Genomic DNA, 25,617 nt, shown 5'->3' with positions numbered 1-25,617 from the left:
GTGTAGCATGACTGAATCGGAATTCCTGGCGCTGGCCGAGCACACGCTGACCGGCATCGAGGCTGCCCTGGAACGTGCATCGAACGATAGCGATCTGGACGTCGAATGCAGCAGGTCGGGCAATGTGCTGGAAGTCGAATTCATCGACAATGGCACGAAAATCATCATCAACAGCCAGGCACCCATGCAGGAAATCTGGGTCGCGGCAAGGTCGGGCGGATTCCATTACAAACGGGAAAATGACCAATGGATCAACACCCGCGATCAGTCCGAGTTATACGCCTCGCTATCGCGAATGGTGAGCGAGCAGGGCGGAGTGAAGCTGGTTCTCTCGCCCGCTGCATGACAGCTGATAAAAAAGCCGAACCATGTCATGACAGGATTCGGCTTTGCTGATTGCGTCAACGGCAAGATCAGGACATCAGAATAATGCGTTCTTCACTTCGTCCTTGTTCTTTTCCTCTTCCGCCGGCTGATGTTCGCCGACCTCAAGGTTGCGCACGCCGTTGCCGGGGGGATTTTCCGCGTAGTAATAATCGCCGCCTATCTGCAGCATGCCCTCTGGTATCGGACGTTCCTCGATGGGCGTGTCCTTCAATGCCTTCTGCATGTAGCCGATCCAGATCGGCAGGGCCAGTCCGCCGCCGGTTTCCCGGTTGCCGAGGTTCTTCGGTTGATCGAATCCGATCCAGGCGACGCCGACGATCTTCGGGTTGTAGCCGGCGAACCATGCATCGAATGAATCGTTGGTGGTGCCGGTCTTGCCCGCGATGTCGGGACGCTTCAGCACCAGCGCCCGGGTCGCGGTACCGTACTTGACGACATCCTTCAGCATGCTGTCCATCAGGTAGGCATTGCGGGCATCGATGGCGCGGTTGGCTTCGTCGCCCGCGCGGTCGGGATTGACCTGCGACAGGACCTTGCCTTCCGCGTCGGTGACCCTGGAAATGATGTACGGGCTGATCTTGTAGCCGCCGTTGGCGAACACGGCATAGGCACCGGCGACCTGCAGCGGCGTCACGGCCCCGGCACCCAGCGCCAGCGTCAGGTACGGCGGATTCTTGTCGGCGTCGAAGCCGAAGCGGGTCGCGTATTCCTGGCCATATTTCGCGCCGACCTTGTGCAGGATGCGGATCGAAATCATGTTCTTCGACTTGGTCAGGCCCTTGCGCATCGTCATCGGACCTTCGTACTTGCCGTCGTAGTTCTTCGGTTCCCATGCCTGTCCGCCGGTCTGGCCGGCATCGAAGCTGATCGGCGAATCGTTGATGATGGTCGAAGGCGACAGGCCTTTTTCCAGCGAGGCGGAATAGATGAAGGGCTTGAACGACGATCCCGGCTGACGCCATGCCTGCGTCACGTGATTGAACTTGTTGCGGTTGAAATCGAAGCCGCCGACCAGGGCGCGGATCGCGCCATCTTCGGTATTGGCGGCGACGAATGCCGATTCGACTTCCGGCATTTGCGTGATGGACCAGGTTTGATTTTCCTGCATCACGCGGATGATTGCGCCGCGCTTGACCTTGCGATTGGGCGGCGCCTTGTCGCTCAACAGGTTGGTGGCGAAAGTCAGGCCGTTGCCGGTAATGGTGATCTCCTCGCCGGAGGACAATATCGCGCGCACGCTTTTGGGAGTGGCTTCCAGCACGACGGCGGCAATGATGTCGTCGCTGTCGGGATGCTCGGCGAGCTCCACTTCGATCGCGTTGTCGATTTCGTCCTTGGCGGCGGGAATCTCCATGTAGCCTTCCGGCCCGCGATAGCCGTGACGCTTTTCGTAATCCATCACGCCGCGCCGCAGCGCGATATACGCGGCGTCCTGATCGGCCTTGGTGATGGTGGTGTAGACGTTCAGCCCGCGCGTGTAGGTCTCTTCCTTGAACTGCTCGTACACGAGCTGGCGGGTCATTTCCGCAACGTACTCGGCATGCACGCCAAATTCGCTGCTGTCGGTCTTGATCCGGAGCTGCTGGTCCCTGGCTTTCTCGTATTCGGCCTCGGTGATGTAGCCGAGATTGAACATCCGCTGCAGGATGTATTGCTGCCGCACACGCGCGCGCTTGGGATTGGCGACCGGATTGTAGGCCGATGGCGCCTTGGGCAAGCCGGCCAGCATGGCGGCTTCCGCCACGGTGATTTCCTGCAGTTTCTTGCCGAAATAGATCTGCGCCGCGGACGAGAAGCCGTATGCGCGCTGGCCCAGATAGATCTGGTTCATGTAGATCTCGAGAATCTGGTCCTTCGAAAGGTTCTGTTCGATCTTCCACGCCAGCAGCATTTCATACACCTTGCGCTTGAGCGTCTGTTCGCTCGACAGGAAGAAGTTGCGTGCAACCTGCTGCGTGATGGTGGACGCGCCTTGCCGCGAACTGTTGGTCAGGTTGTGCAGCGCCGCGCGCGCAATGCCGAAATAATCCACGCCGCCGTGATCGTAGAAGCGGTCGTCTTCGATTGCCAGTACGGCCTTCTTCATGATGTCCGGCACGTCCTTGATGTGCACCAGATTGCGCCGTTCCTCTCCGAATTCGCCGAGCAGCACATTGTCGGCCGAATAAATCCGCAGCGGTATCTTGGGACGGTAATCGGTCAAGGCATCGAGTGGCGGCAGATTCGGGTACGCCATCGACAGCGTGAAACCGATAATGAGCACGCCGATCACGGCGAGACTGACGACTCCTCCGACGAGGCCAAGCGCAATGCGTACGGGAAGGGAGAGTCGGCGCCTGGGCGTCTTCTTGGGGCTGGCGTTGGAGGGCTTGGAAGAGGAGGGCATGCGAAAAAAACGGTGATTGGAGAACGTTAGGTCGTTCCATTATAACGGTGCATAATTACGTCGCCCGCGCGTTGGTAAAATGACAAAAATTTGCAAACGGTAACGTCGGATTTTGGCAACGCGGTTACAAATTTCCGTATGGAAATTTCTTTACACTATCTAAATCTTGTTGCTAGGATTTAATGTAACGTTGGATATTTTTCACCTAAATACAGGTTTTAAAAGAGTTTTTTGCAAGACGGACTCTATCGGAACATTCGACAAATAAATAAGTGGTGCGTTCACGCAATAAGCCACAATTTTCAGGGAGCAACTCTTGGCTCTAGATCTGGGATTTTTGGTCGGGAAGAAAACCCCGCCTCTGGTCGGCCTCGACATCAGCACTTCAGGCGTCAAGCTGGTTGAATTGACTGAGACGGGCAAAAACGAATTCCGGCTTGAACGCTTTGCGACGGAGCCCTTGCCGCGCGGCGCTGTGGTCGATGGCAATATCGAAAACATCGATCAGGTGTCGGAAGCGGTTCGGCGTGTCTGGAAGAAAAGCGGCACACGCGCCAGACTGGTCGCGATCGGGATGCCGCCCGCATCCGTGATCACCAAGAAGATCATTCTGCCCGGTGGCTTGTCCGAGGACGAACTGGAGGTGCAGGTAGAAAGCGAGGCGAACCAGTACATTCCCTTCGCACTCGATGAAGTCAGCCTCGATTTCGATGTCGTTGGTCCTGCGCAGAACGCACCCGAAGACGTCGAAGTCCTGCTCGCCGCAACCCGCAAGGAAAAAGTGGAGGACCGCGTGGCAGTGGCCGAAGCGGCCGGACTGAAACCCATGGTGATGGATATCGAATCCTACGCCGCGCGCGCCGCGATCGATCGCATCACCGCCCAGTTGCCCAAAGGCGGCGAAGGGCAAATCGTCGCCTTGTTCCAGATCGGCGCCCAGGTCACGCATTTTTCCGTCCTGCTCGATGGCCAGACGATTTACGAGCGCGAACAGCCGTTCGGCGGCAACCAATTGACGCAGGATATCGTGCGCTCGTACGGATTGTCGTTCGAGGAGGCGGAGGCGAAGAAAAAGGCAGGCGACCTGCCCGACGGCTATGAACAGGAAATGCTCCGGCCGTTCATGGAAAACGCCGCGCTCGAAGTCACGCGCGCCATGCAATTCTTCTTCACTTCCACGCCGTATACCCATATCGACCAGATCTTCATGGCGGGCGGATGCGCGATCATTCCGGGCCTGGTGGAACTGGTCGCCGAGCGCGCGAAGATCTCGACTTCGGTCGTGAGTCCGTTCAAGGGCATGCAGCTCGCGGCCAACGTGCGTGAAAAGCAGTTGCGCGCGGAAGCGCCAGCCTATCTGGTCGCCTGCGGCCTGGCAATGCGGAGGTTCGACTGATGATCAGGATAAATCTGCTGCCGCACCGCGAAGAGAGGCGCAAGCAGCGCAAGGCGGCGTTTCTCCGGCTGCTGGCGCTGTCCGGCATCATGGGAGTCGCGATCGTGCTCGCGATCGGCGGCTTCATCGCGGCCCAGATCGCGGATCAGGATCAGCGCAATCAATTCATCAAGACGGAAAACGCCCGGCTCGATGGCCAGATCAAGGAAATCGCGACACTCAAACAGGAAATCGAGGCGCTCAAGGCACGCCAGCAAGCGGTGGAAGACCTGCAGAGCGACCGCAATCAGCCGGTCTATCTGATGGACGAGCTGGTCAGGCAAACGCCCGAAGGCATCTACCTCAAGTCATTCAAGCAGGAAAACCAGCGTGTCGTTCTCAACGGCTACGCGCAGTCCAACGAACGCGTGTCCGAGCTGCTGCGTAATCTGAGCAATAACTCGCCATGGCTGGAGCGCCCCGACTTGATTGAAATCCGTTCCACTGCCGTCGGGCAGGGCAAGGATTCGAAGAGAGTGTTCGACTTCACGGTCAACGTGGGGATCAAGCGTCCGCGCGACAAGGAGCAGGCGGCGCTTGCTGCCATGGCGGATGCATCCGGCGCTGCCGCGCCCGGGAAACGCTGAGATGAGAGACACAGCATGGCAGATCTGAAAAATATCGGAAATTCGATTGCCGCTCAGTTCAGTGGCTTGAACGGGCGACATCCTGGGCAATGGCCGTTGATCCCGCGCCTGCTCTGCGGGCTGGGCACGGTGGTCGGCGTGCTGGTGGTGGGATGGTTCCTGTATCTCGAAAGCCAGCAGGAAGAGCTGACCCAGGGGCGCAATCAGGAAGAGAAGCTGCGGTCCGAATACAAGGTGAAGGTACAGCAAGCCGTCAACCTCGACAGTCTGCGCAAGCAGAAGGAGCAGGTGAGCGGCTATGTCGCCACGCTGGAAAAGCAGTTGCCCAGCAAGGCCGAAATGGATGCGTTGCTGTCCGATATCAATCAGGCCGGCCTCGGGCGCGGCCTGCAATTCGAGCTGTTCAAGCCCGGCCAGGTGGTCGTGAAGGACTACTACGCCGAGCTGCCGATCAACATCAAGGTCACGGGCGGTTATCACGACGTCGGTTCGTTCACCAGTGACATTGCAAATCTGCCCCGGATCGTGACGCTGAATAACCTGACTCTCGTCGCTGGCAAGGATGGCGTGTTGAGCCTGGATGCCGTCGCCAAGACCTTCCGCTATCTCGATGCCGAGGAAGTGGCGGCGCAGCGCAAGGCAAGCTCCGGCAACAAAGGGAAGGGGGCGAAATGATGCTGTCACGTCGCATTGCAACAGTGATGCTGCTCGCGTTGTCCGTGTCCGGTCTGGCCGGATGCGGCGACGGCGGTGTTCAGGAAGTCAAACAATGGATGGACGAGGTGCGCAGCCAGGCTCGCGTGATCGTTCCCAAATTGTCGGAGCCGAAAACATTCACGCCTTTCGTCTACGCAGCAAAGGACGAAATCGATCCATACAGTCCTCTCAAGCTCTCCGCCGCGCTCGCGAAGCTGCAGGCGAAGTCGAACAGCGGCATCAAGCCGGACCTCGAGCGCCGCAAGGAGGCTCTCGAAGCATATCCGCTCGACACCATTGTGATGGTGGGTACGCTGGAGAAGCCGGGCATGAGCTATGCGCTGCTGCTGGCCGACAGGACGGTATTCCGGATCAAGGCAGGCAATTACATTGGGCAAAATTTCGGCATGGTCACGAAAGTGAGTGAAACCGAAGTCGAGCTCAAGGAAATCGTGCGGGATGCTGCGGGTGAATGGGTGGAACGGAAAGCCAAACTAGAGTTGCAGGAGAGCAAAAAATGATGGCGGTGAAAAAACAATATGACAGCCTTCACGCGATTGCACGCAAGGCATTGCGCCAGTGCATCGTCGTTGGCCTCTCTGCAGCTTGCAGTTTCGCTTTCGCGGAGGAAAACGCGATCGAATCGATCAGCGCCAATCAGCAAGGCGCAAACGTGATCGTGAAAATCGCTCTCAAGAATACGGTCGCCAAGGCGCCGATCGGTTTTTCCATCACGAATCCGGCACGTATCGCGCTCGATTTCGCGGGAACCGGCAATGCGATCGGCAAGTCCTCGCAGGATATCGGTCTGGGCGAGGTGCGCAATGTCAACGTCGTGCAAGCCGGTGAACGCTCCCGTCTGGTATTCAATCTTGGACGGCCGCTGAATTATGCGACGGCGGTGGAAGGCAATACGGTGATCGTCACCATCGACGGCTCTGGCGGTGTCGCCACGGCAGTCAATGCCGCCGGCGTGCCGGTTGCGGCCAGGTCTGCTGCAACTGGCAAGCAGCTCTTGCGCGATGTCGATTTCCGTCGCGGCGCGGGCGGCGAAGGGCGCATCGTCGTCGACTTGCCAGGCAATCAGGTCGCGGTGGATGTGCGCCAGCAAGGCCAGACCATCGTGGCGGAATTCGCGAAGACCGGCTTGCCGGACGTGCTGCGTCGCCGTCTTGATGTGACCGATTTCGGGACGCCGGTGCAGTCGATCACGACCGCGCCGCAAGGCGAGAACGTGCGGATGGTGATCGAGCCCAAGGGCTTGTGGGAGCACAGCGCCTACCAGAGCGATTCGCAGCTGATCATCGACGTCAAGCCGATCAAGGAAGATCCGAACAAGTTGACGCAAGGCACGCAGGGCTATCGCGGCGAACGGCTGTCGCTCAACTTCCAGAACGTTGAAGTCAGGGCCGTGTTGCAGGTGATTGCGGATTTCACCGGCTTGAACATCATCACCAGCGATACCGTCAGCGGCAACCTGACCTTGCGCCTGAAAGACGTTCCCTGGGACCAGGCGCTGGATATCGTGATGCAGGCCAAAGGTCTGGACATGCGCAAGAATGGTTCGGTGCTGTGGATCGCACCGAAGGACGAATTGCTCACGAAGGAAAAACTGGAACTGGAACAGCGGGCACAAATCGCCGAACTCGAGCCGCTGCGCACTGAAACCTTCCAGCTGAATTACCAGAAGGCCGAGGCGTTCAAGCAGGTATTCGGCATCGAAGGCAGCGGCGGCGGGCGCAGCATTCTCTCCAAGCGCGGCAGCGCCGTCGTCGATCCGCGAACCAATCAGCTGTTCGTGACCGACATTGCGTCCAAGCTGGAAGAAGTGCGGAAACTGGTGCAGAAAACCGACATCGCCAGCCGCCAGGTCCTGATCGAAGCGCGCATCGTCGAAGCCGATGACAAGTTCAGCAAGAATCTGGGCGCAAAGCTCGCCTTCGGTTTTCGCGGTACGCCCAACAATGCCATTCTGGAAGCGGGCGGCCAGCAGACCGGCACGGTGGCGGCAGCGGGCGGTGGCGCGGCCAATGCCATCGGCCTGAATTCGCCGGCGCTTGCAACGGTCAACGGCAACGCCGTCAATCTGCCGGCCAATGGCATCAACGGCAATACGCCGGGCTCGCTGGCGCTGACCTTGTTCAACGCGGCAGCCACCAAGTTCATCGGTCTGGAACTGTCTGCGCTGGAAGCCGATGGCAAGGGGAAGATCATTTCCAGTCCGCGCGTCGTGACGGCCGATCAGTTGAAGGCATTGATCGAGCAGGGTACCGAGTTGCCCTATCAGCAGGCAACGAGCAGCGGTGCCACCAGCGTCGCCTTCCGCAAGGCAAATCTGAAGCTGGAAGTGACGCCGCAGATCACGCCGGATGGCAACGTGATTCTTGATGTTGATGTGAACAAGGACAGTGTCGGCGCGGAGACGCGTGCCGGTTTCGCCATTGACACCAAGCATGTCAAGACGCAAGTCCTGATCGACAATGGCGGTACGGTCGTGATCGGTGGTATCTTCCAGCAAACGGAACGCAATTCGGTGACCAAGGTTCCGTTGTTCGGTGATATTCCGGTGGTTGGAAACCTGTTCAAGACGACCGGTGTCACCAATGACAAGACGGAGTTGCTCATTTTCCTGACGCCCAGGATTGTGAATGACAAGATAGCGATCAGATAATACCGGGCAGTCAATTGGTCCTGACTGCGGCAAGGATTGTGGACGAATTTGCAAAACGTGACTGGCAACATTTTTTTGGTCGGCCTCATGGGCTCCGGCAAAACCACAGTCGGCCGCGCCCTGGCCAGAAAGCTTGACAAGCGGTTCATTGACTCCGATCACGAGATCGAGGCGCGCACCGGTGCCTCGATCCCGCTGATTTTCGAAATCGAAGGCGAGGCAAGCTTCCGGCAGCGCGAGGCGGAAGTCATCCGCGACCTGACCGGGCAATCCGATATCGTGCTCGCCACCGGCGGCGGCGCGATACTCAAGCCGGAAAACCGCGACTACCTGAAAACGCGCGGCACCGTGATTTATCTGCGTGCCAGCGTCAACAGCATCCTGCAACGCACCAGCCACGACAAGAACCGTCCGCTGCTGCAGACGGCCGATCCGCGCCAGCGTATCGAGCGGCTGGCGCGCGAACGCGAGCCTTACTACCTGGAAGTCGCGCATATCGTCGTCGAAACCGGACGCCCTAACGTACAATCGCTGGTACAGACCATCCTTGCACGGCTGGAAACAGTGTCAATGCCGCCGGAGCAGGACGACACGCCGAACCCACTTTCCTGACGCACTCATGAGCATGCCGCAGACTTCCCCAATCGCCCTGCAAGTCGATCTGGGTGATCGGAGCTATCCGATCACGATCGGACAATCCATTCTCGATAACACCGATCTCATCGCACGGCATGTCGTCGGGGCAAGGGTTGCCATCGTGACCAATACCACGGTCGGCCCGCTATATCTGGAAAAGCTGTCCAATACCCTGTCGGCCGCTGGCAAGCAGGTGACCGCCATCGTCCTGCCGGACGGCGAGGAGGAAAAGAACTGGGCCAGTCTGATGAAGGTGTTCGATGTGCTGCTGGCGGAACGATGCGACCGCAAGACCACACTGATCGCGCTGGGTGGCGGCGTCATCGGCGACCTGACCGGCTTTGCCGCAGCGACCTATATGCGCGGCGTGCCTTTCATCCAGGTGCCCACCACCCTGCTGGCGCAAGTCGATTCGTCCGTCGGTGGCAAGACCGGCATCAACCACCCGCTTGGCAAGAACATGATCGGCGCGTTCTACCAGCCACAGGCCGTGATCGCGGACACGACGACTCTGAATACCCTGCCGGCGCGCGAACTGTCCGCCGGGCTGGCGGAAATCATCAAGCATGGCGCGATCATCGACGCGCAGTTCTTCGACTGGATCGAGGCGAACATCGCGAAACTGGTCGCGCGCGATGCCGCGGCACTGGCGTATGCAATCCAGCGTTCCTGCGAAATCAAGGCGGACGTGGTGCGGCAGGATGAGCGCGAAGGCGGGTTGCGCGCGATCCTGAATTTCGGCCATACCTTCGGTCACGCGATCGAATCCGGGCTCGGCTACGGCGAATGGCTGCATGGCGAGGCGGTCGGCTGCGGCATGGTGATGGCGGCTGATCTGTCGCATCGCCTCGGTTTCATCGACGAGCAAACCACGACGCGCATTACCGCGCTGGTCAAGGCGGCGGGCTTGCCGACGGTGGCGCCGGATCTTGGCGCGGCGCGCTGGCTGGAACTGATGCAGGTGGACAAGAAAAACGAAGGCGGCCAGATCAAGTTCATCCTGATCAAGCCGCTGGGGACGCCCGTCATCATGCCGGTGCCGCAGGACGCCTTGCTGGCGACACTGAAGGCGGCGGTGCAATGAGTTCCACTCTCGCGCATTGACATGAACATCGAAGCGCACCTCGCCCCCTATGCCGCCCGATCCGAGGCGTCGCGAGGACGGCGCTTCACTGAGCCGGCACCGGCGTCGCGCACCGAGTTCCAGCGCGACCGCGACCGCATCATCCATTCCACCGCTTTTCGCCGCCTCGAATACAAGACGCAGGTATTCGTCAATCACGAGGGCGATCTGTTTCGTACCCGCCTGACGCACAGCATCGAAGTCGCGCAGATCGCGCGTTCCATCGCGCGCAATCTGCAACTGAATGAGGACCTGGTCGAGGCGATTTCGCTGGCGCACGATCTGGGGCACACGCCCTTCGGTCACGCGGGGCAGGAAGCGCTGAATGCCTGCATGAAGGATCACGGCGGCTTCGAGCACAATCTGCAAAGCCTGCGCGTGGTCGACGAGCTGGAGGAGCACTACGGCGCATTCGATGGCCTGAACCTGATGTTCGAAACGCGCGAAGGGATTCTGAAGCACTGTTCGCTTGCCAACGCCAGAAAGCTCGGCGACATCGGCCAGCGTTTCATCGAGAAAAGGCAGCCCACGCTGGAGGCGCAGCTCGCGAATCTCGCCGATGAAATCGCCTACAACAATCACGATATCGATGACGGGTTGCGTTCGGGGCTGTTGACGACAGCGCAGCTGGATGAGGTCGAGTTCTACGCACGGCACCGCGTCGAGGTCGAGGATGCCTATCCCGGCATCACCGGTCGCCGCGCGATTCACGAAACGATCCGCCGCATGATCAATGCGCTGATCGTCGACCTGATCGCCGCCTCGCAGGCCCGCATACGCGATGCAAAACTGCGATCGGTGGACGACGTGCGCAACGCACCCGTCTTGCTGGCTTTTTCCGATGAAATGAAGAAGGAAGCCGCGCAGTTGAAGCGCTTCCTGCGCGAAAACCTGTATCTGCACTATCAGGTCAATCGCATGACGAGCAAGGCGCGGCGCATCATCGAGGAATTGTTCCATGCCTTCATGAGCGAGCCGCGCCTGCTGCCGCCGACCTATCAGGTGATGGCGGGTGAGGGCAGCGCCCGTGTGCAGGTGCAGGCGCGCAAGGTGGCCGACTACATCGCGGGCATGACCGACCGCTATGCGATGCGCGAGCATCGGCGCTTGTTCGCGGTGGATGAACTTTGACAGGGTGCTGAAAAACCACTGCGCGTGAAGGCAAGCGCAAATGCGCGCAGCAAGACAGGAATCTCAGCGTCGGCGTCGCCGCATGTGCGCGAGCGTCTTCACCCTCGGTTCGACACGGCAGGCGGCGGGTTGTGATGCATGACGCGTATCAGGTCAGATCGCGCAAAGGATGCGCATGCGCCGGCCATGCGGACTCAAAGAACTGCGTCACCATTTCCGGCGTGACCTGTTCCAGCGTCGGCGGATTCCATTGCGGCGCATTGTCCTTGTCGATCACCAGCGCACGCACACCCTCCAGCACCTCGCCATGTTCGAAGCTGCGCCGTACCAGCGTGCGCTCCATGCGCAGGCAGTCCGCCACCGTCAGGCGCGCGCCGCGGCGCAACTGTTCCAGCGTGACGCACATCATCAGGGGCGAACGCTGTTCCATCACCTGCAAGGTCTTCCGGGCGAAGGGCATGTCGTCCTGCGCCAGCGACGCCGCGATGGCGCGCACGTCGTCGTGCGCAAAGTGCTTGTCGATGGCGGCACGGTTGATCGCCAGCGCACTGCCGGCCGGCTCGACGCGGGTCTGAAACGGTGCGGCGAACGAGCGAATGACTGCACGCATATCGGCCTCATTCGTGGATGCCAGCACTTCCCTCAGTGCCGGCAATTCCGATGCAGGGATGAATACATCGGCCAGACTCGCATGGAGCGCGTCGGCCGCGCCGACGGTTTCGCCGGTGATGCCGAGGTAAGTGCCCAGTTCGCCCGGAACGCGCGTCAGGAAATAACTGCCGCCGACGTCGGGGAAGAGTCCGATATTGACTTCGGGCATGGCCATCTTCGTGCGTTCCGTGACGATGCGCATCCGGTTGGCGTCGCCGCCCTGTGCGATCCCCATGCCACCACCCATGACGATGCCGTCCATGATGGCGATATACGGCTTCGGGTAATGATGGATCAGGTGGTTGAGCGCATATTCCTCGCTGAAAAAATCCTCCAGCAGGGCACTGTGTCCGGTTGACGTTGCGTTGCCGACTTCGTGGAAGAAACGGATGTCACCGCCTGCGCAAAATGCTTTCTCGCTGGTGCTTTGGATAAGGACGGCGCTGATGCGCGGATCGTCGCGCCACGCCAGCAGGGCCTGGGTCAATGCCCGCACCATGTCGAGTGAAAGAGAGTTCAGCGCCTTCGGGCGCTCGAGATGCAGGTATCCAATCCGGTTCCGGATTTCGCAGCGAATATGGTCGGTCATGGGGTGATGAGTGAGCGATGGGAAGGACCTATTCTATCGACATTGAACAATGTCTACAGGCAACATGTTTGCCCTTGCCGATTCGATATTTCCATGCCAATCCACTCATCCATCAAGGGAGGCCGGAAATCAAAAAGGGCGCCTTGTATGCGCCCTTGATTTGCCGTTGGCCGGGTGGTTCCCGGCGAGGATGATTTCTTACGATGTCGCGTCGGCGGCAGGTGCTTCCGGCATGCGCTTGATCGTTTCATGCTGATGGTCCTGCACCTTGGTCTTGTACTTCAGGACCTGGCGGTCCAGCTTGTCGATCAGCGAGTCGATCGCAGCGTACAGGTCTTCCGCAAAACTCTCCACGTGTATCACGATTCCTCTCAGGCGAACATTGACTTCGGCTCGTTGTCGCCTGTCCTTGTCCGAGGGCTTTTCCACGCCCAGGATGATGGCAATATCAATGACATGATCGAAGTGGCGCTTGATCCGCTCCAGCTTGTTTTGCACGTATTCACGGATAGCAGGTGTCAATTCGAGGTGATGTCCACTGATTGTGAGATTCATACAGCGCTCCTATGGATATTGCCGCTGGAGGTTCGCAACATGGCTTGATCACGTGGAGTTCAATGATTGCACTTCATAAGCGGCCACGTTGAAACGCAACGACAGTAAAGCTCAACACGATTGCAGGAATTACAGCGATTTGCGCAGATTAACGGGAGGAATTTTCAGGGCCTCGCGGTACTTTGCCACGGTTCGACGCGCCACGACCATGCCTTGTTCCCCCAACATCTCCGCTATTTTGCTATCTGAGAATGGACTCTTGGGGTCTTCTGCTCCTATCAACTGTTTGATGAGGGCTCGTATCGCGGTCGAGGAGGCTTCCCCCCCGGCTTCAGTCGCGACGTGGCTCCCGAAGAAGTATTTCAACTCAAACATTCCATGCGGAGTAAGCATGTATTTCTGAGTTGTCACGCGAGAAATAGTACTCTCGTGTAAACCCAGTGTATCAGCTATTTCACGCAAGACAAGGGGACGCATTGCCACCGCGCCGTGCGAAAAAAAGTTGCGCTGGCGGTCGACGATCGCCTGCGCAACGCGCAGGATCGTGTCGAAGCGCTGCCGCATGTTCTTGATCAGCCATTTGGCTTCCTGCAGCTGCGAATTGAGCGAGGCCTCGCCCTTGTTCTGCTTCAGGATGTTGGCGTACAGCGCATTGACGCGCAGGCGCGGCATGACGTCGTGGTTGAGCATGACCTGCCAGCCGTTTTTTGTTCTCTTGACGATCACGTCCGGCACCACGAAATCCGATGCGTCGGACGCGAAGGCTGCGCCGGGATGCGGGTTGCAACTCTTGATGACCGCTTGCGCCTCGCGCAAGTCTTCATCATCGCAGTCGAGCGCCTTCTTGAGCTTGTTGAAATCGCGCTGCGCGAACAGCGCGAGATGCTTCTCGACGATCGTCAGGGCCATGCGCCGTGTCACCAGCGGCACCCTGGGGAAGCGCCTGATCTGGATCGCCAGGCATTCCGAGGCATTGCGCGCGCCGACCCCGGCCGGCTCGAAGCTCTGCAGCAATTTGAGCGCGACCGATAGCTCATCCAGTTCGATGCCGAGTTCCTCGGGCAGGCGGGCGTGAATTTCTTCCAGCGGTTCTTCAAGATAGCCGTTGTCGTCCAGCGCGTCGATGATCAGTTCCAGCAGGGCGCGGTCGCGCATTTCGCGCACCGTGACGCGGACCTGTTCCAGCAGATGCTCGCGCAAGGTCGTCTCGTGCGCTTCGAGCTGCGGGCGCGCATCGTCGTCTTCCGGCGCCTTGGAAGTGCGCGCAACGTCGTCGAAGCTCCACTCCGAGTCGCTGGCGCTCGATGTTTCGGACGATTCTCCGCCTTCGAACGCGCCTTCCGATTCGTCGGACGACGATTTCGCATCGGGGGCTGACGGCGCTTCCGGCGTGGTGCTGCCCGGGCTGATCGCGCCGTCGGCCAGCAAACGCAGGGAGTGGTCGAGCGGGTCGTCGACGCGTTCCAGCATGGGGTTTTCCGACAGGATCTGTTCCAGCTCCTGATGCAGTTCGAGCGTGGACAGTTGCAGCAGGCGGATCGACTGCTGCAACTGCGGTGTCAGCGCCAGGTGCTGCGAGATGCGGAGTTGGAGAGTCTGTTTCATCTGTCGGCCATCACATCCGGAAGTGTTCGCCCAGATACACGCGGCGCACCGATTCGTCGGCGATGATGTCGTCGGGGCGGCCGGATGCCAGCACCGCGCCCTGGTTGATGATGTAGGCGCGGTCGCAAATGCCGAGCGTTTCGCGCACGTTGTGATCGGTGATCAGCACGCCGATGCCGCGTTCCTTGAGGAAGCGGACGATGCGCTGGATCTCGATCACCGCGATCGGGTCCACGCCGGCGAACGGTTCGTCCAGCAGCACGAAGCGCGGGTTGGTGGCCAGCGCGCGCGCGATTTCGACGCGTCGCCGTTCGCCGCCGGACAGCGACAGCGCCTGGCTCTCGCGCAGCTTTTCGATCTGCAGTTCCGCCAGCAGAGTGTTCAATCGCTTGTCGATGGCAGCCTTCGACAGCGGCTTGCCATTCTCGGTTTGCAGCTCGAGCACCGCGCGGATATTGTCTTCCACCGTGAGCTTGCGGAACACCGAGGCTTCCTGCGGCAGATACGACAGGCCCAGCACTGCGCGGCGATGGATCGGCAGGCGTGAAATGTTGTTGCCGTCGAGGTCGATCTCGCCGGCGTCCGACGGTACCAGGCCGACGATCATGTAGAACGAGGTGGTCTTGCCCGCGCCATTGGGGCCGAGCAGGCCGACCACCTCGCCGCTTGCCACCTGCAGCGAGACGTCGCGCACGACCTGGCGCGCGCCGTAACTCTTCTGCAAGCCGCGGACAACCAGTGTGCTTGCCATGTCAGTTGCCCTTGTTTTCGGTGCGCGGCTGGATCACGGCCTTGATGCGGCCGCCGCCCGGCTTGCTCTCGCCGGTAGCAGTGTTGTTGACCGTGAAAAATTCGGCGCGGCTGTCATACGAAATGAACTCGCCTTGCACTTCGTCGGTCGCCCTGGTTCCCTCCAGCCGTCGCACCATCGCCTTCGAATACAGCTTCGCCACTTCGGTCTTGTTATCGTATTCGATGCGGTCAGCGGCATGCCCTTCCATCCACAGGTCGGGGCCGCCATCGCGTTTCTGGCGGAACGTAGCCAGCTTGCCAGGCGCAGCCCACAGCGTGGCGTATTGATAGCCTGCCGGGTCTTGTGTGACGACCAGCTTCGCGCCTTTCATGATCAGGGTGCCGCGTGTCAGGATGACGTTGCCGGTGAAGGTGTTGATCTGCTTCACGTCGTCATAGGCCATGTGGTCCGCCTCGACGTTGGTCGGCTTCAGCGAGTCTGCCTTCTCGGCGTGCGCAACGCCTGCAATCGCCATCGAGAATATCAACAGCGGCAGCAGTCGCGGCAAGGACAAAAAACGTTTCATGAAGGATTTCTTTCGTGGTGCATCGTGTCGTACAGGTTCAGCGAACCGGCGCATGGTAGCTGCCTTGCACCCGGCTCGACAGGCGCAATTCGCGCGTCGCATTGTTGACGTACATGCCGATTCCGTTCAGGGTCGACTCGCCCAGAGTGATCTGGACCGGCTTCTCGGTTTTCGCCACGTCGTCGTCCGGCAGGATCAGCATGTACTCCGACTTGACCTGCAGCCGTTCGGACCGCGGCGTGGCGGGGCGGTCCATATGCACGTTGTCGTACATGTGCATCTCGCTGCCGTCGCTGTTGACCTCCGCCCGATCGGAACGCAGCGTCGTCGGCGGCCGCTCGGCGGTCAGGCTCTTCAATACCGGATTCACGACATCGTAGGAATCGTCCTTCGGATTGTGCGTGAGCTTGTCGCCCGATACGTGATAGCGCGGCTCGCCCGTTTCCGACATCTTCACGTAGCTGAAGTGGTCGACGTATAGATCCGGTGCAGTCCGGGTAACGTCGGGAATGAAATCGCTTGCATTACGGCGCATCACTTCCAGCGCCCAGAAGCTGCCCAGCGCCAATGCGCTCATCAGCGCCACGAGCATGAACAGACGGAAGCGCCGAGTGGATTGTTCGCTCGTCATGCCAGGTACGGCGCGATTGCCGCCTCGTAATTTCCTTGCGCGCGCAAAATGAAATCGCACAACTCGCGTGCCGCGCCGTGTCCGCCGCCGGCGCTGGTGACGTGGTGGACGCGCGCCCTTACTTCGGGATGCGCATTCGGCACGCTGGCGGCAAAGCCGACGCGCAACAGGATCGGCAAGTCGATCACGTCGTCGCCGACGAAACCGCACGCATCGGCGCTGTTGCCCGTTTCCTTCAGCAATTGTTCGAACGCGCTGCGCTTGTCGTGCACGCCTTGATACAGATGGCGGATGCCGAGATCCGCCGCGCGCCGCGCGACGATCGCGGACTGGCGCGCGCTGATGATGGCGGTTGCCACGCCCGATTGCTGCAGCAGCTTGATGCCGTGACCGTCCAGCACATTGAAGGTCTTGATCAGTTCGCCGTCCGCACCGTAGTGCAGGCTGCCGTCGGTCAGGATGCCGTCGACATCGAAAATCATCAAGCGGACGCAGGCGGCGCGGGTGACAGCGGTCGCTTCCATCAGATTACCTTGGCTCGCGTCAGGTCATGAATATGCAGGGCGCCGACCAGCTTGCCGCCGGCATCGGCGACCAGCAGCTGGTTGATGCGGTAGTGCTCCATCAACTCCACCGCCTCGACCGCCAGTTGATCCGGTCCCACCGTGCGCGGATTGGCGTGCATGATGTCGGCGATTTTCAGTTTGGTGAAGTCCTGCGCGTTCTCGATCAAGCGGCGCAAATCGCCGTCGGTGAAAATGCCGATCGCGCGATATGCGTCGTCGACGACGGCGGTCATCGCCATGCCCTTGCGGGTGATCTCGAACAGCGCCTCCGACAGCGGCACGTCGGCCGTCACTGCAGGTATCGCGTCGCCGCTGCGCATCACATCACGCACATGCGTCAGCAGACGGCGGCCGAGCGCGCCGCCCGGGTGCGAACGGGCAAAGTCCTCTTCCTGGAAGCCGCGCGCATCAAGCAGCGCCACGGCCAGCGCATCGCCCAGCGCCAGCGTCGCGGTGGTGCTGGCGGTCGGCGCAAGATTCAGCGGGCATGCTTCCTTGTCCACATGGATGCTCAGATGCACGTTGGCAAGCTTGGCGAGGCTGGATTCATCATTGCCGGTCATCGCGATCAGCTTTGCGCCCATGCGCTTGATGATGGGCACGATGGCCAGCAGTTCGGTCGATTCGCCGGAATAGGAGATTGCGACAAATGCATCGTCCTCGGTCACCATGCCGAGGTCGCCGTGCGCGGCTTCCGCCGGATGCACGAACAGCGCCGGCGTGCCGGTGGAGGCCAGCGTCGCGGCGATCTTGCGCGCGATGTGTCCGGATTTGCCGATGCCGGAAACGACCACGCGGCCGCCGCAGTTGAGCAGCAGGCCGACTGCCTGCGCGAAAGCGTCGTCGGGATCGTCGGAGATGCGGTTCTTCAGCGCGGTCAGCGCGTCGGTTTCGATTTGCAGCGTCTCGCGCGCAAGCTCAAGTGCGCGCTTCGCACCATGTGCGTCATATGCCTTCGGCAAGATTTTTGCATGGGGTACACTCATGCCCGAAGTATAAACGAATTGGCCAAGCAAAAAATCTGCCAGTCAGAACAAAAAATTGCGCCTTGATGTGGCTCAAACCGCAATCAATATGCCGAATACGCCGATCTTGAAATTTTAATAACGAATGCATTCCGCCCTCGAACTTACCCTGCTTTTGCTCGGCGCCGCGGTGCTCGGCGTGGTCATCTTCCGCATGCTGCATCTGCCGCCGATGCTCGGCTATCTGGCGGTCGGCATCCTGATCGGACCGCATGGTTTCGGCATGGCCAGCGACAACCAGACCACGCATGCGCTGGCCGAATTCGGCGTGGTGTTCCTGATGTTCTCGATCGGGCTGGAGTTTTCGCTGCCGAAGCTGGTGGCGATGCGGCGCACCGTGTTCGGGCTCGGCATGGCGCAGGTGCTGTGCACGATTGGTGCGGCCATGGTGTTCGGCTGGCTGACCGCCGCCTTGCTGCCGCAGATGGTTGACATCAGCTGGCGCGCCGCGTTCGCGCTCGGCGGTGCGCTCGCGATGTCGTCCACCGCGATCGTGTCGAAGATGCTGACTGAAAGACTGGAGCTCGAAACGCCGCACGGCCGGCAGATCATCGGCATCCTGCTGTTCCAGGACCTCGCGGTGGTGCCGCTGCTGATTCTCGTGCCTGCATTGGCGAAGGATTCCAGCAACCTGCCTGCCACCCTCGCATGGGCGGGATTCAAGGCGGCCATCGTGCTGCTTCTGCTGCTGGTCATCGGCCAGAAACTGATGCGCAACTGGTTCCACATCGTGGTCAAGCGGCGTTCGCAGGAGCTGTTCATGCTCAATCTGCTGCTGATCACGCTGGGCGCGGCATGGATCACCGAGCGCGCCGGCCTGTCGCTCGCGCTCGGCGCATTCGTGGCCGGCATGCTGATTTCGGAAACCGAGTACAAGCACCAGGTGGAAGAGGACATCAAGCCCTTCCGCGACGTGCTGCTGGGCCTGTTCTTCGTCACGGTCGGCATGCTGCTCAATGTGCGGCTGGTGCTGGAGAACTGGTGGCTGGTGCTGCTGTTGCTGACCGTGCCCGTGCTGCTGAAGTTCGGCCTGATCGCGCTGCTGGCGCGGCTGTTCGGCGCAACGCCCGGCGTCGCGCTGCGCACCGGGCTGGGGCTGGCGCAGGCCGGCGAGTTCGGTTTCGTGCTGCTGAACCAGGCGGGCGGTCTGCAGTTGATGGACCCGCTCGTCATTCAACTGATCCTCGCATCGATGGTGCTGTCGATGCTGGCCGCGCCTTTCATCATTGCCAAGTCCGACGCGATCGTGATGAAGCTGTCGGCCAATGAGTGGATGCTGCAGTCGCTGCAGCTGACGCAGATCGCCACGCGCACCATGACCACGCAGAAGCATGTGCTGATCGCCGGCTTCGGCCGCACCGGGCAGAGTTTGGCGAAATTGCTGGAGGAAGAAAACATTCCCTATCACGCGCTCGATCTCGACCCCGATCGCGTGCGGGAAGCGCAAGGAGCGGGCGCACACGTGTCGTACGGCGATGCGACCCGGCGCGAAAGCCTGGTGGCCGCCGGCATTCACCGCGCTGCGGCATTGGTCGTGACCTATGCCAGCACGCCGTCGGCGCTCAAGGTGCTGCATTTCGCGCATGAGCTTGCGCCCGCATTGCCGGTCATCGTGCGCAGCCATGACGACACCGATCTCGACAAGCTGCGCGCGGCGGGCGCGACCGAAGTGGTGCCCGAGGCGATCGAGGGCAGCATGATGCTGGCGTCGCATGCCCTCGTGATGCTCGGGGTCCCGCTGCGTCGCGTGGTGCATCGCGTGCAGGCGGCGCGCGATGAACGCTACGCTTCCTTGCGCGGATACTTCCACGGCGCCAGCGATGCACCCGATGATGCCGAGCACTTGAATGTGCGGCTGCATTCCGTCACCCTGCCCGAAGGTGCGAAGGCCATCGGCAAGGTACTGGCCGCACTCAAGCTGCCGGAAGCCGGGGCAGAGGTGACCATCATCCGGCGCGGCAAGGTCCGCATCGAAGTCACACCGGCAACCGTACTGCAAGCCGGCGACATCGTCGTGCTGCGCGGCACGACCGAAGGCGTGGCGCGCGCCGAGGAGCGGCTGCTCAAATAGCCGGCGAAACAGGCGCCGGAACCTGCGATTCCGCACGGCAAACACGATCGGGAATTACTGGCTAGAATTGCCGGCTGGTCCCACGTCTTTCGTCGAAAGAGTTTCCCGTGTTTGAACGCATCCTCGGCATCATCCTGCCTGTCTTCATCATCATCGGCATCGGCTATGCCTACGCGCGTGCGCGCGGCGATGCCGTCAGAACCGACATGATCTCGGTCAATCGCGTCAGCATGGATGTGCTGTGCCCATTGCTGGTCTTCACCGCATTGGCGGCGAAGGACTTCGACATCGCGCATAACGGCACGCTGATCCTGGCGGGCGTGCTGATCTCTCTCGGTTCCGGACTGATCGCGTGGCCGGTCGCACGCGTGCTGGGCTACGACGTGCGCAGCTTCGTGCCGCCGATGATGTACAACAACTGCGGCAACATGGGTTTGCCGCTCGCGGCGCTCGCATTCGGCACGGCTGGTCTGTCGGCTGCAGTCGCGCTGTTCATGGCATGCAATCTGATTTATTTTTCGGTCGGCATCAAGATCATCGAAAGCGGCCGCAGCCAGCGCACCTCTTTGCTCAAGCTGTTTACCAGCCCGATGATGGTGTCGATGATGCTCGGCATGGTATTTGCCATCTTGCACATCACGCTGCCGGGGCCGTTGATGCAGGCGATGAAACTGCTGGGCGAGGCATGCATTCCCGTCATGCTGTTCTCGCTGGGCGTGCGCATGCTCGATGTCAGTTTCAAAAGCTGGCACATCGGCCTGATCGGCGCCATCGTCTGTCCGCTGGGCGGGCTGGCCGTGGCCTGGCTGCTGGACGGCGTGCTGACAATGACGCCCATGCAGCGCGGTCAGATGTATCTGTTCGCCGCGCTGCCGCCGGCGGTGTTCTGCTTCATGATTGCGGAACAGTACAAGCAGGAGCCGGACAAGGTGGCGTCCATCGTGTTGCTGGGGAATCTGGCGGCACTGGCATTCGTGCCGGCCGGTTTGTGGATGGGATTGCGCGCGTAGGGACCGTTGAAGCTATTTTGTGGGCAACACTTCGAACTGCCCGTCCGCGACGAGCGCATCCTCAACCTCGTGGACAGTCACGCCGCTGACCCGCGCTGCAGGCGGGCCGCGCCGTGCCCATTCGATAAACTTCTGCACTGCGTCGACCTCGCCCCGAATCATGGCTTCGACCGAGCCGTCGCGCCGGTTGCGGACCCAGCCATACAGGCCGAGCGTGCGTGCCTGCAGGTCGAGCGAGGCACGATAGCCGACGCCTTGCACGATGCCGGTGATATGCAGATGCTTTGCCATGTCGCCTCGCTCAAATACGCGCCGTCACTCGTCAAATGACAGAAACCGTCACTTCTTCTTCAACATCGGTGCCAGATATTTTCCGGTGAAGCTGGCCGGATTCTTCGCCACCGTTTCCGGTGTCCCGGCTGCAATGATCTGGCCACCGCCCGCACCGCCTTCCGGCCCGAGATCGACGATCCAGTCGGCGGTCTTGATGACGTCGAGATTGTGCTCGATGATGACCACCGTGTTGCCCTGGTCGCGCAGGCGATGGATCACCTTCAGCAGCAGGTCGATATCGTGGAAGTGCAGGCCGGTGGTCGGCTCGTCCAGAATGTACAGCGTACGACCGGTGTCGCGCTTGGACAGTTCCAGCGACAGCTTGACGCGTTGCGCCTCGCCACCCGACAGCGTGGTCGCGCTCTGGCCGAGGCGGATGTAGCCGAGGCCGACGTCGAGCAGCGTCTGCAGCTTGCGCGCGATGACCGGCACCGGCTTGAAGAATTCATGTGCTTCCTCGACCGTCATGCCGAGCACTTCGTTGATGTCCTTGCCCTTGTATTGAATCTCCAGCGTTTCGCGGTTGTAACGCTTGCCGTGGCATACGTCGCACGGCACGTACACGTCCGGCAGGAAATGCATCTCGACCTTGATCACGCCGTCGCCCTGACAGGCTTCGCAGCGGCCGCCCTTGACGTTGAACGAGAAGCGGCCCGCGGAGTAGCCGCGTTCCTTGGATGTCGGCACCGTCGCGAACAGGTCGCGGATCGGCGTGAAGAGGCCGGTGTAGGTCGCCGGATTGGAGCGCGGCGTGCGTCCGATCGGCGCCTGGTCCACCGAGATCACCTTGTCGAAATGCTCCAGCCCGCTGATCGATTCGTACGGCGAAGGTTCGGCATGCGAGCCGTACAGATGCCGCGCCGCCGCGTGGTACAGCGTGTCGTTGACCAGCGTCGATTTGCCCGAACCGGACACGCCGGTCACGCAGGTCAGGAGGCCGACCGGCAAATCCAGCGTCACCCCCTGCAGGTTGTTGCCCGACGCGCCGTCGATCACCAGCTGGCGCTGCGGATCGAGCGGCGTGCGTTTCTTCGGCACGGAGATTTCCAGCGAGCCGTTCAGGTATTTCGCGGTCAGCGATTTCTTGTTCTTCAGGATGTCGGTGAGTGAACCCTTGGCGATGACTTCGCCGCCGTGCACGCCGGCGCCGATGCCCATGTCGACGATGAAGTCGGCGCAGCGGATCGCGTCTTCGTCATGCTCGACCACCAGCACGGTGTTGCCGATGTCGCGCAGATGTTTCAGCGTATCGATCAAGCGGTCGTTGTCGCGCTGATGCAGGCCGATCGACGGTTCGTCGAGCACGTACATCACACCGGTCAGGCCGGAGCCGATCTGCGAGGCGAGACGGATGCGCTGTGCCTCGCCGCCGGACAGCGTATCCGCGCTGCGTTCCAGCGACAGATAGTCGAGCCCGACGTTGTTCAGGAACTTCAGGCGCGACACGATTTCCTTGATGATGCGGTCCGCGATTTCGCGTTTCGCGCCGGTCAGCTTCAGGCTCTCGAAGAAGGCGAGCGTCTCGCGCAGCGGCGTTGCCGCCACTTCGTAAATCGCGCGTTCCTGCTTGCCGCTGCCGACCTTGACGAAGCGCGCTTCGATGCGCAGACGCGCACCGTGGCATGAGGGGCATTCCTTCTGATTGATGAACTTGGCGAGCTCTTCCTTCACCGCGATCGAATCGGTTTCGCGGTAGCGCCGCTGCAGATTGTTGACCACGCCTTCGAAGCTGTGCTCGCGCACCACGGCGCGGCCGCGTTCGTTGATGTAGGTGAATGGAATCGCCTGCTTGCCGGAGCCATGCAGGATGACATCCTGCGCCTTCGCCGGCAGTTGCTCGAAAGGCGTGTCTAGATCGAATTCGTAGAATGCGGCAAGACTCTGCAGCATCTGGAAGTAGAACTGGTTGCGCCGATCCCAGCCCTTGATCGCGCCACTGGCCAGCGACAGATTGGGGAAGGCGACAATGCGCTTCGGATCGAAGAACTCGATGTGGCCGAGGCCGTCGCATTCCGGACATGCCCCCATCGGATTGTTGAACGAGAACAGGCGCGGCTCTAGTTCCTGCAGCGAATAGCCGCAGGTCGGGCAGGCGAACTTGTTGGAGAACAGGTGTTCCTTTTCGCTGTCCATTTCCAGCGCGATCGCACGGCCTTCGGCCAGACGCAATGCCGTCTCGAAACTTTCCGCCAGGCGTTGCTTCACATCGGCCTTGACCTTGAGGCGGTCGATGACGACATCGATGGTGTGCTTTTCCGTCTTCTTCAGTTTCGGCAGGTCGTCGATCTCATAGATCCGCGCCTTGCCGGTGCCGCTCTGGATGCGGAAGCGCACAAAGCCCTGCGCCTGCATCTGCTCGAACAGATCGACATGCTCGCCCTTGCGATTGGCGACGACAGGCGCGAGGATCATCAGCTTGGTGTCTTCCGGCATCGCCAGCACCGCATCGACCATCTGCGATACCGATTGCGCCGCCAGCGGATTCTCAGGGTGATCGGGGCAGTAGGGCGTACCGACCCGCGCATACAAGAGGCGCAGGTAATCGTGGATCTCGGTCACGGTGCCGACGGTGGAGCGCGGATTGTGCGAGGTTGCTTTCTGCTCGATGGAAATGGCCGGCGACAATCCTTCGATCAGATCGACATCCGGCTTTTCCATCAATTGCAGGAATTGCCGCGCATACGCCGACAGCGATTCCACATAGCGCCGCTGCCCTTCCGCATACAGCGTGTCGAACGCGAGCGACGACTTGCCGGAGCCGGACAATCCGGTGATCACGACGAGTTGATTGCGTGGCAATTCAAGATTGATATTCTTCAGGTTGTGCGTGCGCGCACCGCGAATGCGAATTTCTTCCATGACTGCTTTCGGCTGCTTCCTTGGAGGGGTCAACCTGATACTATAACGGGTTTTGAATCCCGCAGTATCCAGCGGATTCGCTCAGTTATCAGGTCTTCCATGTCTTCCTCCCTCTCCAACGAACGAAGCGCCGGCATGACTTCTGCCGAGATTCGCGCAAGTACTTCGCTCGCCTCCATCTTCGCGTTGCGCATGCTCGGCATGTTCCTGATCCTGCCGGTGTTTGCCGTGCATGCAAAGACGCTGCCGGGCGGGGAGAGCACAACACTGGTCGGACTGGCCATGGGAATCTACGGATTGACGCAGTCGTTCGGCCAGATTCCGTTCGGCGCAGCGTCGGACAAGTACGGCCGCAAGCGCGTCATCATCATCGGCCTGATCCTGTTCGCGCTCGGCTCCTTCATTGCCGCAGCGGCGAACGACATCATGTGGGTGATCGCGGGTCGCGCCATTCAGGGCGCAGGCGCGATTTCGGCGGCAGTGACGGCGTTCATCGCCGATGCGACGCGCGAAGAGCATCGCACCAAGGCGATGGCGATGGTGGGCGGCTCCATCGGACTGACGTTCGCGGTGTCGATGATCGCCTCGCCGATGCTGTATGAAGCCATCGGCATGGGCGGCCTGTTCGCCCTGACCGGCATCCTGTCGATCATCGCGATTTTCGTGGTTGCCTTCGTCGTGCCGCCGGCACCCGCACAGGTCGCTGCGAAGCGCGTGCCGTTTTCCGAGGTGCTGGCCAACCGCGAATTGATGCGGCTGAACTACGGCGTCTTCGCCCTGCACATGGTGCAAATGGCAATGTTTGTCGTTGTGCCGTCGGCGCTGGTGCAATATGCCGACCTGCCCATCGCAAGCCACTGGAAAATCTATCTGCCGGTGGTCCTCGCATCGATCGTGTTCATGCTGCCGCCGGTCTTCGTCGGCGAGAAGCGCGGCAAGAGCAAGCAGGTCTTCATTGCCGCAATTGCATTGATGCTGATCGTGCAAGTCGGCTTCTGGATTTTCATGGCGAATCCGACATTGCCATGGATGCTGCTGGTGGCCTTGCTGCTGGCTTTCTTTGTTTCATTCAATATTCTGGAAGCGAGCCAGCCTTCGCTGGTGTCGCGCATCGCGCCGCCATCGGCCAAGGGGGCCGCGCTCGGCGTATACAACACCTTGCAGGCGCTCGGCCTGTTCTGCGGCGGCGCGGCCGGCGGCTGGCTGCAGCAGCATGCCGGCCCGTCGACAGTCTTCATTCTGGGGGCGGGCCTGACTGCGGCGTGGCTTATAATCGCATCCAGCATGAAAAATCTGCCGCGCCGTGCCGCGGTAGCAGCGGCTGCTTGATATAGAGCGAAATTCAGCGAAA

General features: G+C 60.7%; 21 protein-coding genes and 1 pseudogene. 11 read left to right on the top strand and 11 right to left on the bottom strand.

Annotation, left to right across the window (positions count from 1 at the left end):
* The first annotated feature begins 7 nt into the window (after positions 1-7).
* Complete coding sequence (gene cyaY, locus D3870_RS15970) at positions 8-346, top strand: iron donor protein CyaY (RefSeq protein WP_119740620.1); 339 nt, start codon at positions 8-10, stop codon at positions 344-346.
* A 75-nt stretch (positions 347-421) separates the two neighbouring features.
* On the opposite strand, the gene D3870_RS15965 is transcribed toward cyaY, so the two are convergent.
* Positions 422-2,773, bottom strand: coding sequence for a penicillin-binding protein 1A (locus D3870_RS15965; protein WP_119740618.1), 2,352 nt, complete (start codon positions 2,771-2,773; stop codon positions 422-424).
* Between the two features lie 316 nt (positions 2,774-3,089).
* Here D3870_RS15965 and D3870_RS15960 point away from each other — a divergent pair, with 316 nt between their 5' ends.
* The 7 genes and pseudogenes from D3870_RS15960 (at position 3,090) to D3870_RS15930 (ending at position 11,052) form a co-directional block, all read left to right on the top strand.
* Positions 3,090-4,169 carry a pilus assembly protein PilM gene (locus D3870_RS15960; RefSeq protein WP_119740616.1) on the top strand — a complete coding sequence of 360 codons (1,080 nt, stop codon included), beginning with the start codon at positions 3,090-3,092 and terminating at the stop codon, positions 4,167-4,169.
* Positions 4,169-4,795, top strand: a complete 627-nt coding sequence (locus D3870_RS15955) for a PilN domain-containing protein (protein WP_119740614.1) — start codon at positions 4,169-4,171, stop codon at positions 4,793-4,795. The genes D3870_RS15960 and D3870_RS15955 overlap by 1 nt, the downstream gene beginning before the upstream one ends.
* A 15-nt stretch (positions 4,796-4,810) precedes the next feature.
* The gene (locus D3870_RS15950) at positions 4,811-5,470 is read left to right on the top strand and encodes a type IV pilus inner membrane component PilO (protein WP_119740612.1); all 660 of its coding nucleotides are present in this window, start codon (positions 4,811-4,813) and stop codon (positions 5,468-5,470) included.
* Entirely contained in the window at positions 5,470-6,012 is a 543-nt protein-coding gene (locus D3870_RS15945; RefSeq protein WP_422879669.1) for a pilus assembly protein PilP, read from the top strand. The genes D3870_RS15950 and D3870_RS15945 overlap by 1 nt, the downstream gene beginning before the upstream one ends.
* A complete protein-coding gene (locus D3870_RS15940) occupies positions 6,009-8,162 on the top strand; it encodes a type IV pilus secretin PilQ (protein ID WP_119740609.1) in 2,154 nt (717 codons plus the stop codon). Before D3870_RS15945 ends, D3870_RS15940 begins: the two co-directional genes overlap by 4 nt.
* Positions 8,163-8,249: 87 nt before the next feature.
* Positions 8,250-9,882, top strand: a pseudogene (gene aroKB, locus D3870_RS15935) (bifunctional shikimate kinase/3-dehydroquinate synthase AroKB).
* Between the two features lie 21 nt (positions 9,883-9,903).
* A complete protein-coding gene (locus D3870_RS15930) occupies positions 9,904-11,052 on the top strand; it encodes a deoxyguanosinetriphosphate triphosphohydrolase (RefSeq protein ID WP_119740607.1) in 1,149 nt (382 codons plus the stop codon).
* Between the two features lie 148 nt (positions 11,053-11,200).
* On the opposite strand, the gene D3870_RS15925 is transcribed toward D3870_RS15930, so the two are convergent.
* The 8 genes from D3870_RS15925 to D3870_RS15890 form a co-directional block, all read right to left on the bottom strand.
* The gene (locus D3870_RS15925; protein ID WP_119740605.1) at positions 11,201-12,292 is read right to left on the bottom strand and encodes an enoyl-CoA hydratase/isomerase family protein; all 1,092 of its coding nucleotides are present in this window, start codon (positions 12,290-12,292) and stop codon (positions 11,201-11,203) included.
* A gap of 198 nt (positions 12,293-12,490) precedes the next feature.
* Entirely contained in the window at positions 12,491-12,847 is a 357-nt protein-coding gene (hpf, locus tag D3870_RS15920) for a ribosome hibernation-promoting factor, HPF/YfiA family (RefSeq protein ID WP_119740603.1), read from the bottom strand.
* A 129-nt stretch (positions 12,848-12,976) separates the two neighbouring features.
* Positions 12,977-14,452 (bottom strand): RNA polymerase factor sigma-54, encoded by a 1,476-nt coding sequence (locus tag D3870_RS15915; protein WP_119740601.1) that lies wholly within the window; start codon positions 14,450-14,452, stop codon positions 12,977-12,979.
* A 10-nt stretch (positions 14,453-14,462) separates the two neighbouring features.
* Positions 14,463-15,203: an LPS export ABC transporter ATP-binding protein gene (gene lptB / locus D3870_RS15910; RefSeq protein WP_119740599.1), complete on the bottom strand. Its 741-nt coding sequence runs from the start codon at positions 15,201-15,203 to the stop codon at positions 14,463-14,465.
* 1 nt (position 15,204) lies between these two features.
* Complete coding sequence (lptA, locus tag D3870_RS15905) at positions 15,205-15,771, bottom strand: lipopolysaccharide transport periplasmic protein LptA (protein WP_119740597.1); 567 nt, start codon at positions 15,769-15,771, stop codon at positions 15,205-15,207.
* A 37-nt stretch (positions 15,772-15,808) separates the two neighbouring features.
* The gene (lptC, locus tag D3870_RS15900; RefSeq protein ID WP_119740595.1) at positions 15,809-16,402 is read right to left on the bottom strand and encodes an LPS export ABC transporter periplasmic protein LptC; all 594 of its coding nucleotides are present in this window, start codon (positions 16,400-16,402) and stop codon (positions 15,809-15,811) included.
* Positions 16,399-16,926, bottom strand: a complete 528-nt coding sequence (locus D3870_RS15895; RefSeq protein WP_119740594.1) for a KdsC family phosphatase — start codon at positions 16,924-16,926, stop codon at positions 16,399-16,401. The genes lptC and D3870_RS15895 overlap by 4 nt, the downstream gene beginning before the upstream one ends.
* Positions 16,926-17,954: a KpsF/GutQ family sugar-phosphate isomerase gene (locus D3870_RS15890; RefSeq protein WP_119740592.1), complete on the bottom strand. Its 1,029-nt coding sequence runs from the start codon at positions 17,952-17,954 to the stop codon at positions 16,926-16,928. The genes D3870_RS15895 and D3870_RS15890 overlap by 1 nt, the downstream gene beginning before the upstream one ends.
* Positions 17,955-18,078: 124 nt before the next feature.
* Here D3870_RS15890 and D3870_RS15885 point away from each other — a divergent pair, with 124 nt between their 5' ends.
* Together D3870_RS15885 and D3870_RS15880 are read left to right on the top strand one after the other, a co-directional pair.
* Positions 18,079-20,064 (top strand): monovalent cation:proton antiporter family protein, encoded by a 1,986-nt coding sequence (locus D3870_RS15885; RefSeq protein WP_119740590.1) that lies wholly within the window; start codon positions 18,079-18,081, stop codon positions 20,062-20,064.
* A 107-nt stretch (positions 20,065-20,171) separates the two neighbouring features.
* Positions 20,172-21,074, top strand: a complete 903-nt coding sequence (locus D3870_RS15880; RefSeq protein WP_119740588.1) for an AEC family transporter — start codon at positions 20,172-20,174, stop codon at positions 21,072-21,074.
* Between the two features lie 12 nt (positions 21,075-21,086).
* Here D3870_RS15880 and D3870_RS15875 read toward each other — a convergent pair whose 3' ends face one another.
* Together D3870_RS15875 and uvrA are read right to left on the bottom strand one after the other, a co-directional pair.
* Positions 21,087-21,365 (bottom strand): acylphosphatase, encoded by a 279-nt coding sequence (locus D3870_RS15875; RefSeq protein WP_119740586.1) that lies wholly within the window; start codon positions 21,363-21,365, stop codon positions 21,087-21,089.
* A 48-nt stretch (positions 21,366-21,413) separates the two neighbouring features.
* Positions 21,414-24,266 (bottom strand): excinuclease ABC subunit UvrA, encoded by a 2,853-nt coding sequence (uvrA, locus tag D3870_RS15870; protein WP_119740584.1) that lies wholly within the window; start codon positions 24,264-24,266, stop codon positions 21,414-21,416.
* A 135-nt stretch (positions 24,267-24,401) separates the two neighbouring features.
* Here uvrA and D3870_RS15865 point away from each other — a divergent pair, with 135 nt between their 5' ends.
* A complete protein-coding gene (locus D3870_RS15865; protein ID WP_119742227.1) occupies positions 24,402-25,595 on the top strand; it encodes an MFS transporter in 1,194 nt (397 codons plus the stop codon).
* Positions 25,596-25,617 lie beyond the last annotated feature (22 nt).

Source organism: Noviherbaspirillum cavernae, assembly GCF_003590875.1.
GTDB classification, from domain to species: domain Bacteria; phylum Pseudomonadota; class Gammaproteobacteria; order Burkholderiales; family Burkholderiaceae_D; genus Noviherbaspirillum; species Noviherbaspirillum cavernae.
The sequence above is the reverse complement of the archived record's forward strand: the minus strand, read 5'-3'. Positions and strand labels throughout refer to the sequence as shown.

Bases quoted from the DNA above. Each gene is read 5' to 3' on its own strand.
- cyaY (WP_119740620.1), top strand. From the start codon at position 8: ATGACTGAATCGGAATTCCTGGCGCTGGCCGAGCACACGCTGACCGGC.
- D3870_RS15965 (WP_119740618.1), bottom strand. From the start codon at position 2,773: ATGCCCTCCTCTTCCAAGCCCTCCAACGCCAGCCCCAAGAAGACGCCC.
- D3870_RS15955 (WP_119740614.1), top strand. From the start codon at position 4,169: ATGATCAGGATAAATCTGCTGCCGCACCGCGAAGAGAGGCGCAAGCAG.
- D3870_RS15950 (WP_119740612.1), top strand. From the start codon at position 4,811: ATGGCAGATCTGAAAAATATCGGAAATTCGATTGCCGCTCAGTTCAGT.
- D3870_RS15945 (WP_422879669.1), top strand. From the start codon at position 5,470: ATGCTGTCACGTCGCATTGCAACAGTGATGCTGCTCGCGTTGTCCGTG.
- D3870_RS15940 (WP_119740609.1), top strand. From the start codon at position 6,009: ATGATGGCGGTGAAAAAACAATATGACAGCCTTCACGCGATTGCACGC.
- D3870_RS15930 (WP_119740607.1), top strand. From the start codon at position 9,904: ATGAACATCGAAGCGCACCTCGCCCCCTATGCCGCCCGATCCGAGGCG.
- D3870_RS15925 (WP_119740605.1), bottom strand. From the start codon at position 12,292: ATGACCGACCATATTCGCTGCGAAATCCGGAACCGGATTGGATACCTG.
- hpf (WP_119740603.1), bottom strand. From the start codon at position 12,847: ATGAATCTCACAATCAGTGGACATCACCTCGAATTGACACCTGCTATC.
- D3870_RS15915 (WP_119740601.1), bottom strand. From the start codon at position 14,452: ATGAAACAGACTCTCCAACTCCGCATCTCGCAGCACCTGGCGCTGACA.
- lptB (WP_119740599.1), bottom strand. From the start codon at position 15,203: ATGGCAAGCACACTGGTTGTCCGCGGCTTGCAGAAGAGTTACGGCGCG.
- lptA (WP_119740597.1), bottom strand. From the start codon at position 15,771: ATGAAACGTTTTTTGTCCTTGCCGCGACTGCTGCCGCTGTTGATATTC.
- lptC (WP_119740595.1), bottom strand. From the start codon at position 16,402: ATGACGAGCGAACAATCCACTCGGCGCTTCCGTCTGTTCATGCTCGTG.
- D3870_RS15895 (WP_119740594.1), bottom strand. From the start codon at position 16,926: ATGGAAGCGACCGCTGTCACCCGCGCCGCCTGCGTCCGCTTGATGATT.
- D3870_RS15890 (WP_119740592.1), bottom strand. From the start codon at position 17,954: ATGAGTGTACCCCATGCAAAAATCTTGCCGAAGGCATATGACGCACAT.
- D3870_RS15885 (WP_119740590.1), top strand. From the start codon at position 18,079: ATGCATTCCGCCCTCGAACTTACCCTGCTTTTGCTCGGCGCCGCGGTG.
- D3870_RS15875 (WP_119740586.1), bottom strand. From the start codon at position 21,365: ATGGCAAAGCATCTGCATATCACCGGCATCGTGCAAGGCGTCGGCTAT.
- uvrA (WP_119740584.1), bottom strand. From the start codon at position 24,266: ATGGAAGAAATTCGCATTCGCGGTGCGCGCACGCACAACCTGAAGAAT.
- D3870_RS15865 (WP_119742227.1), top strand. From the start codon at position 24,402: ATGACTTCTGCCGAGATTCGCGCAAGTACTTCGCTCGCCTCCATCTTC.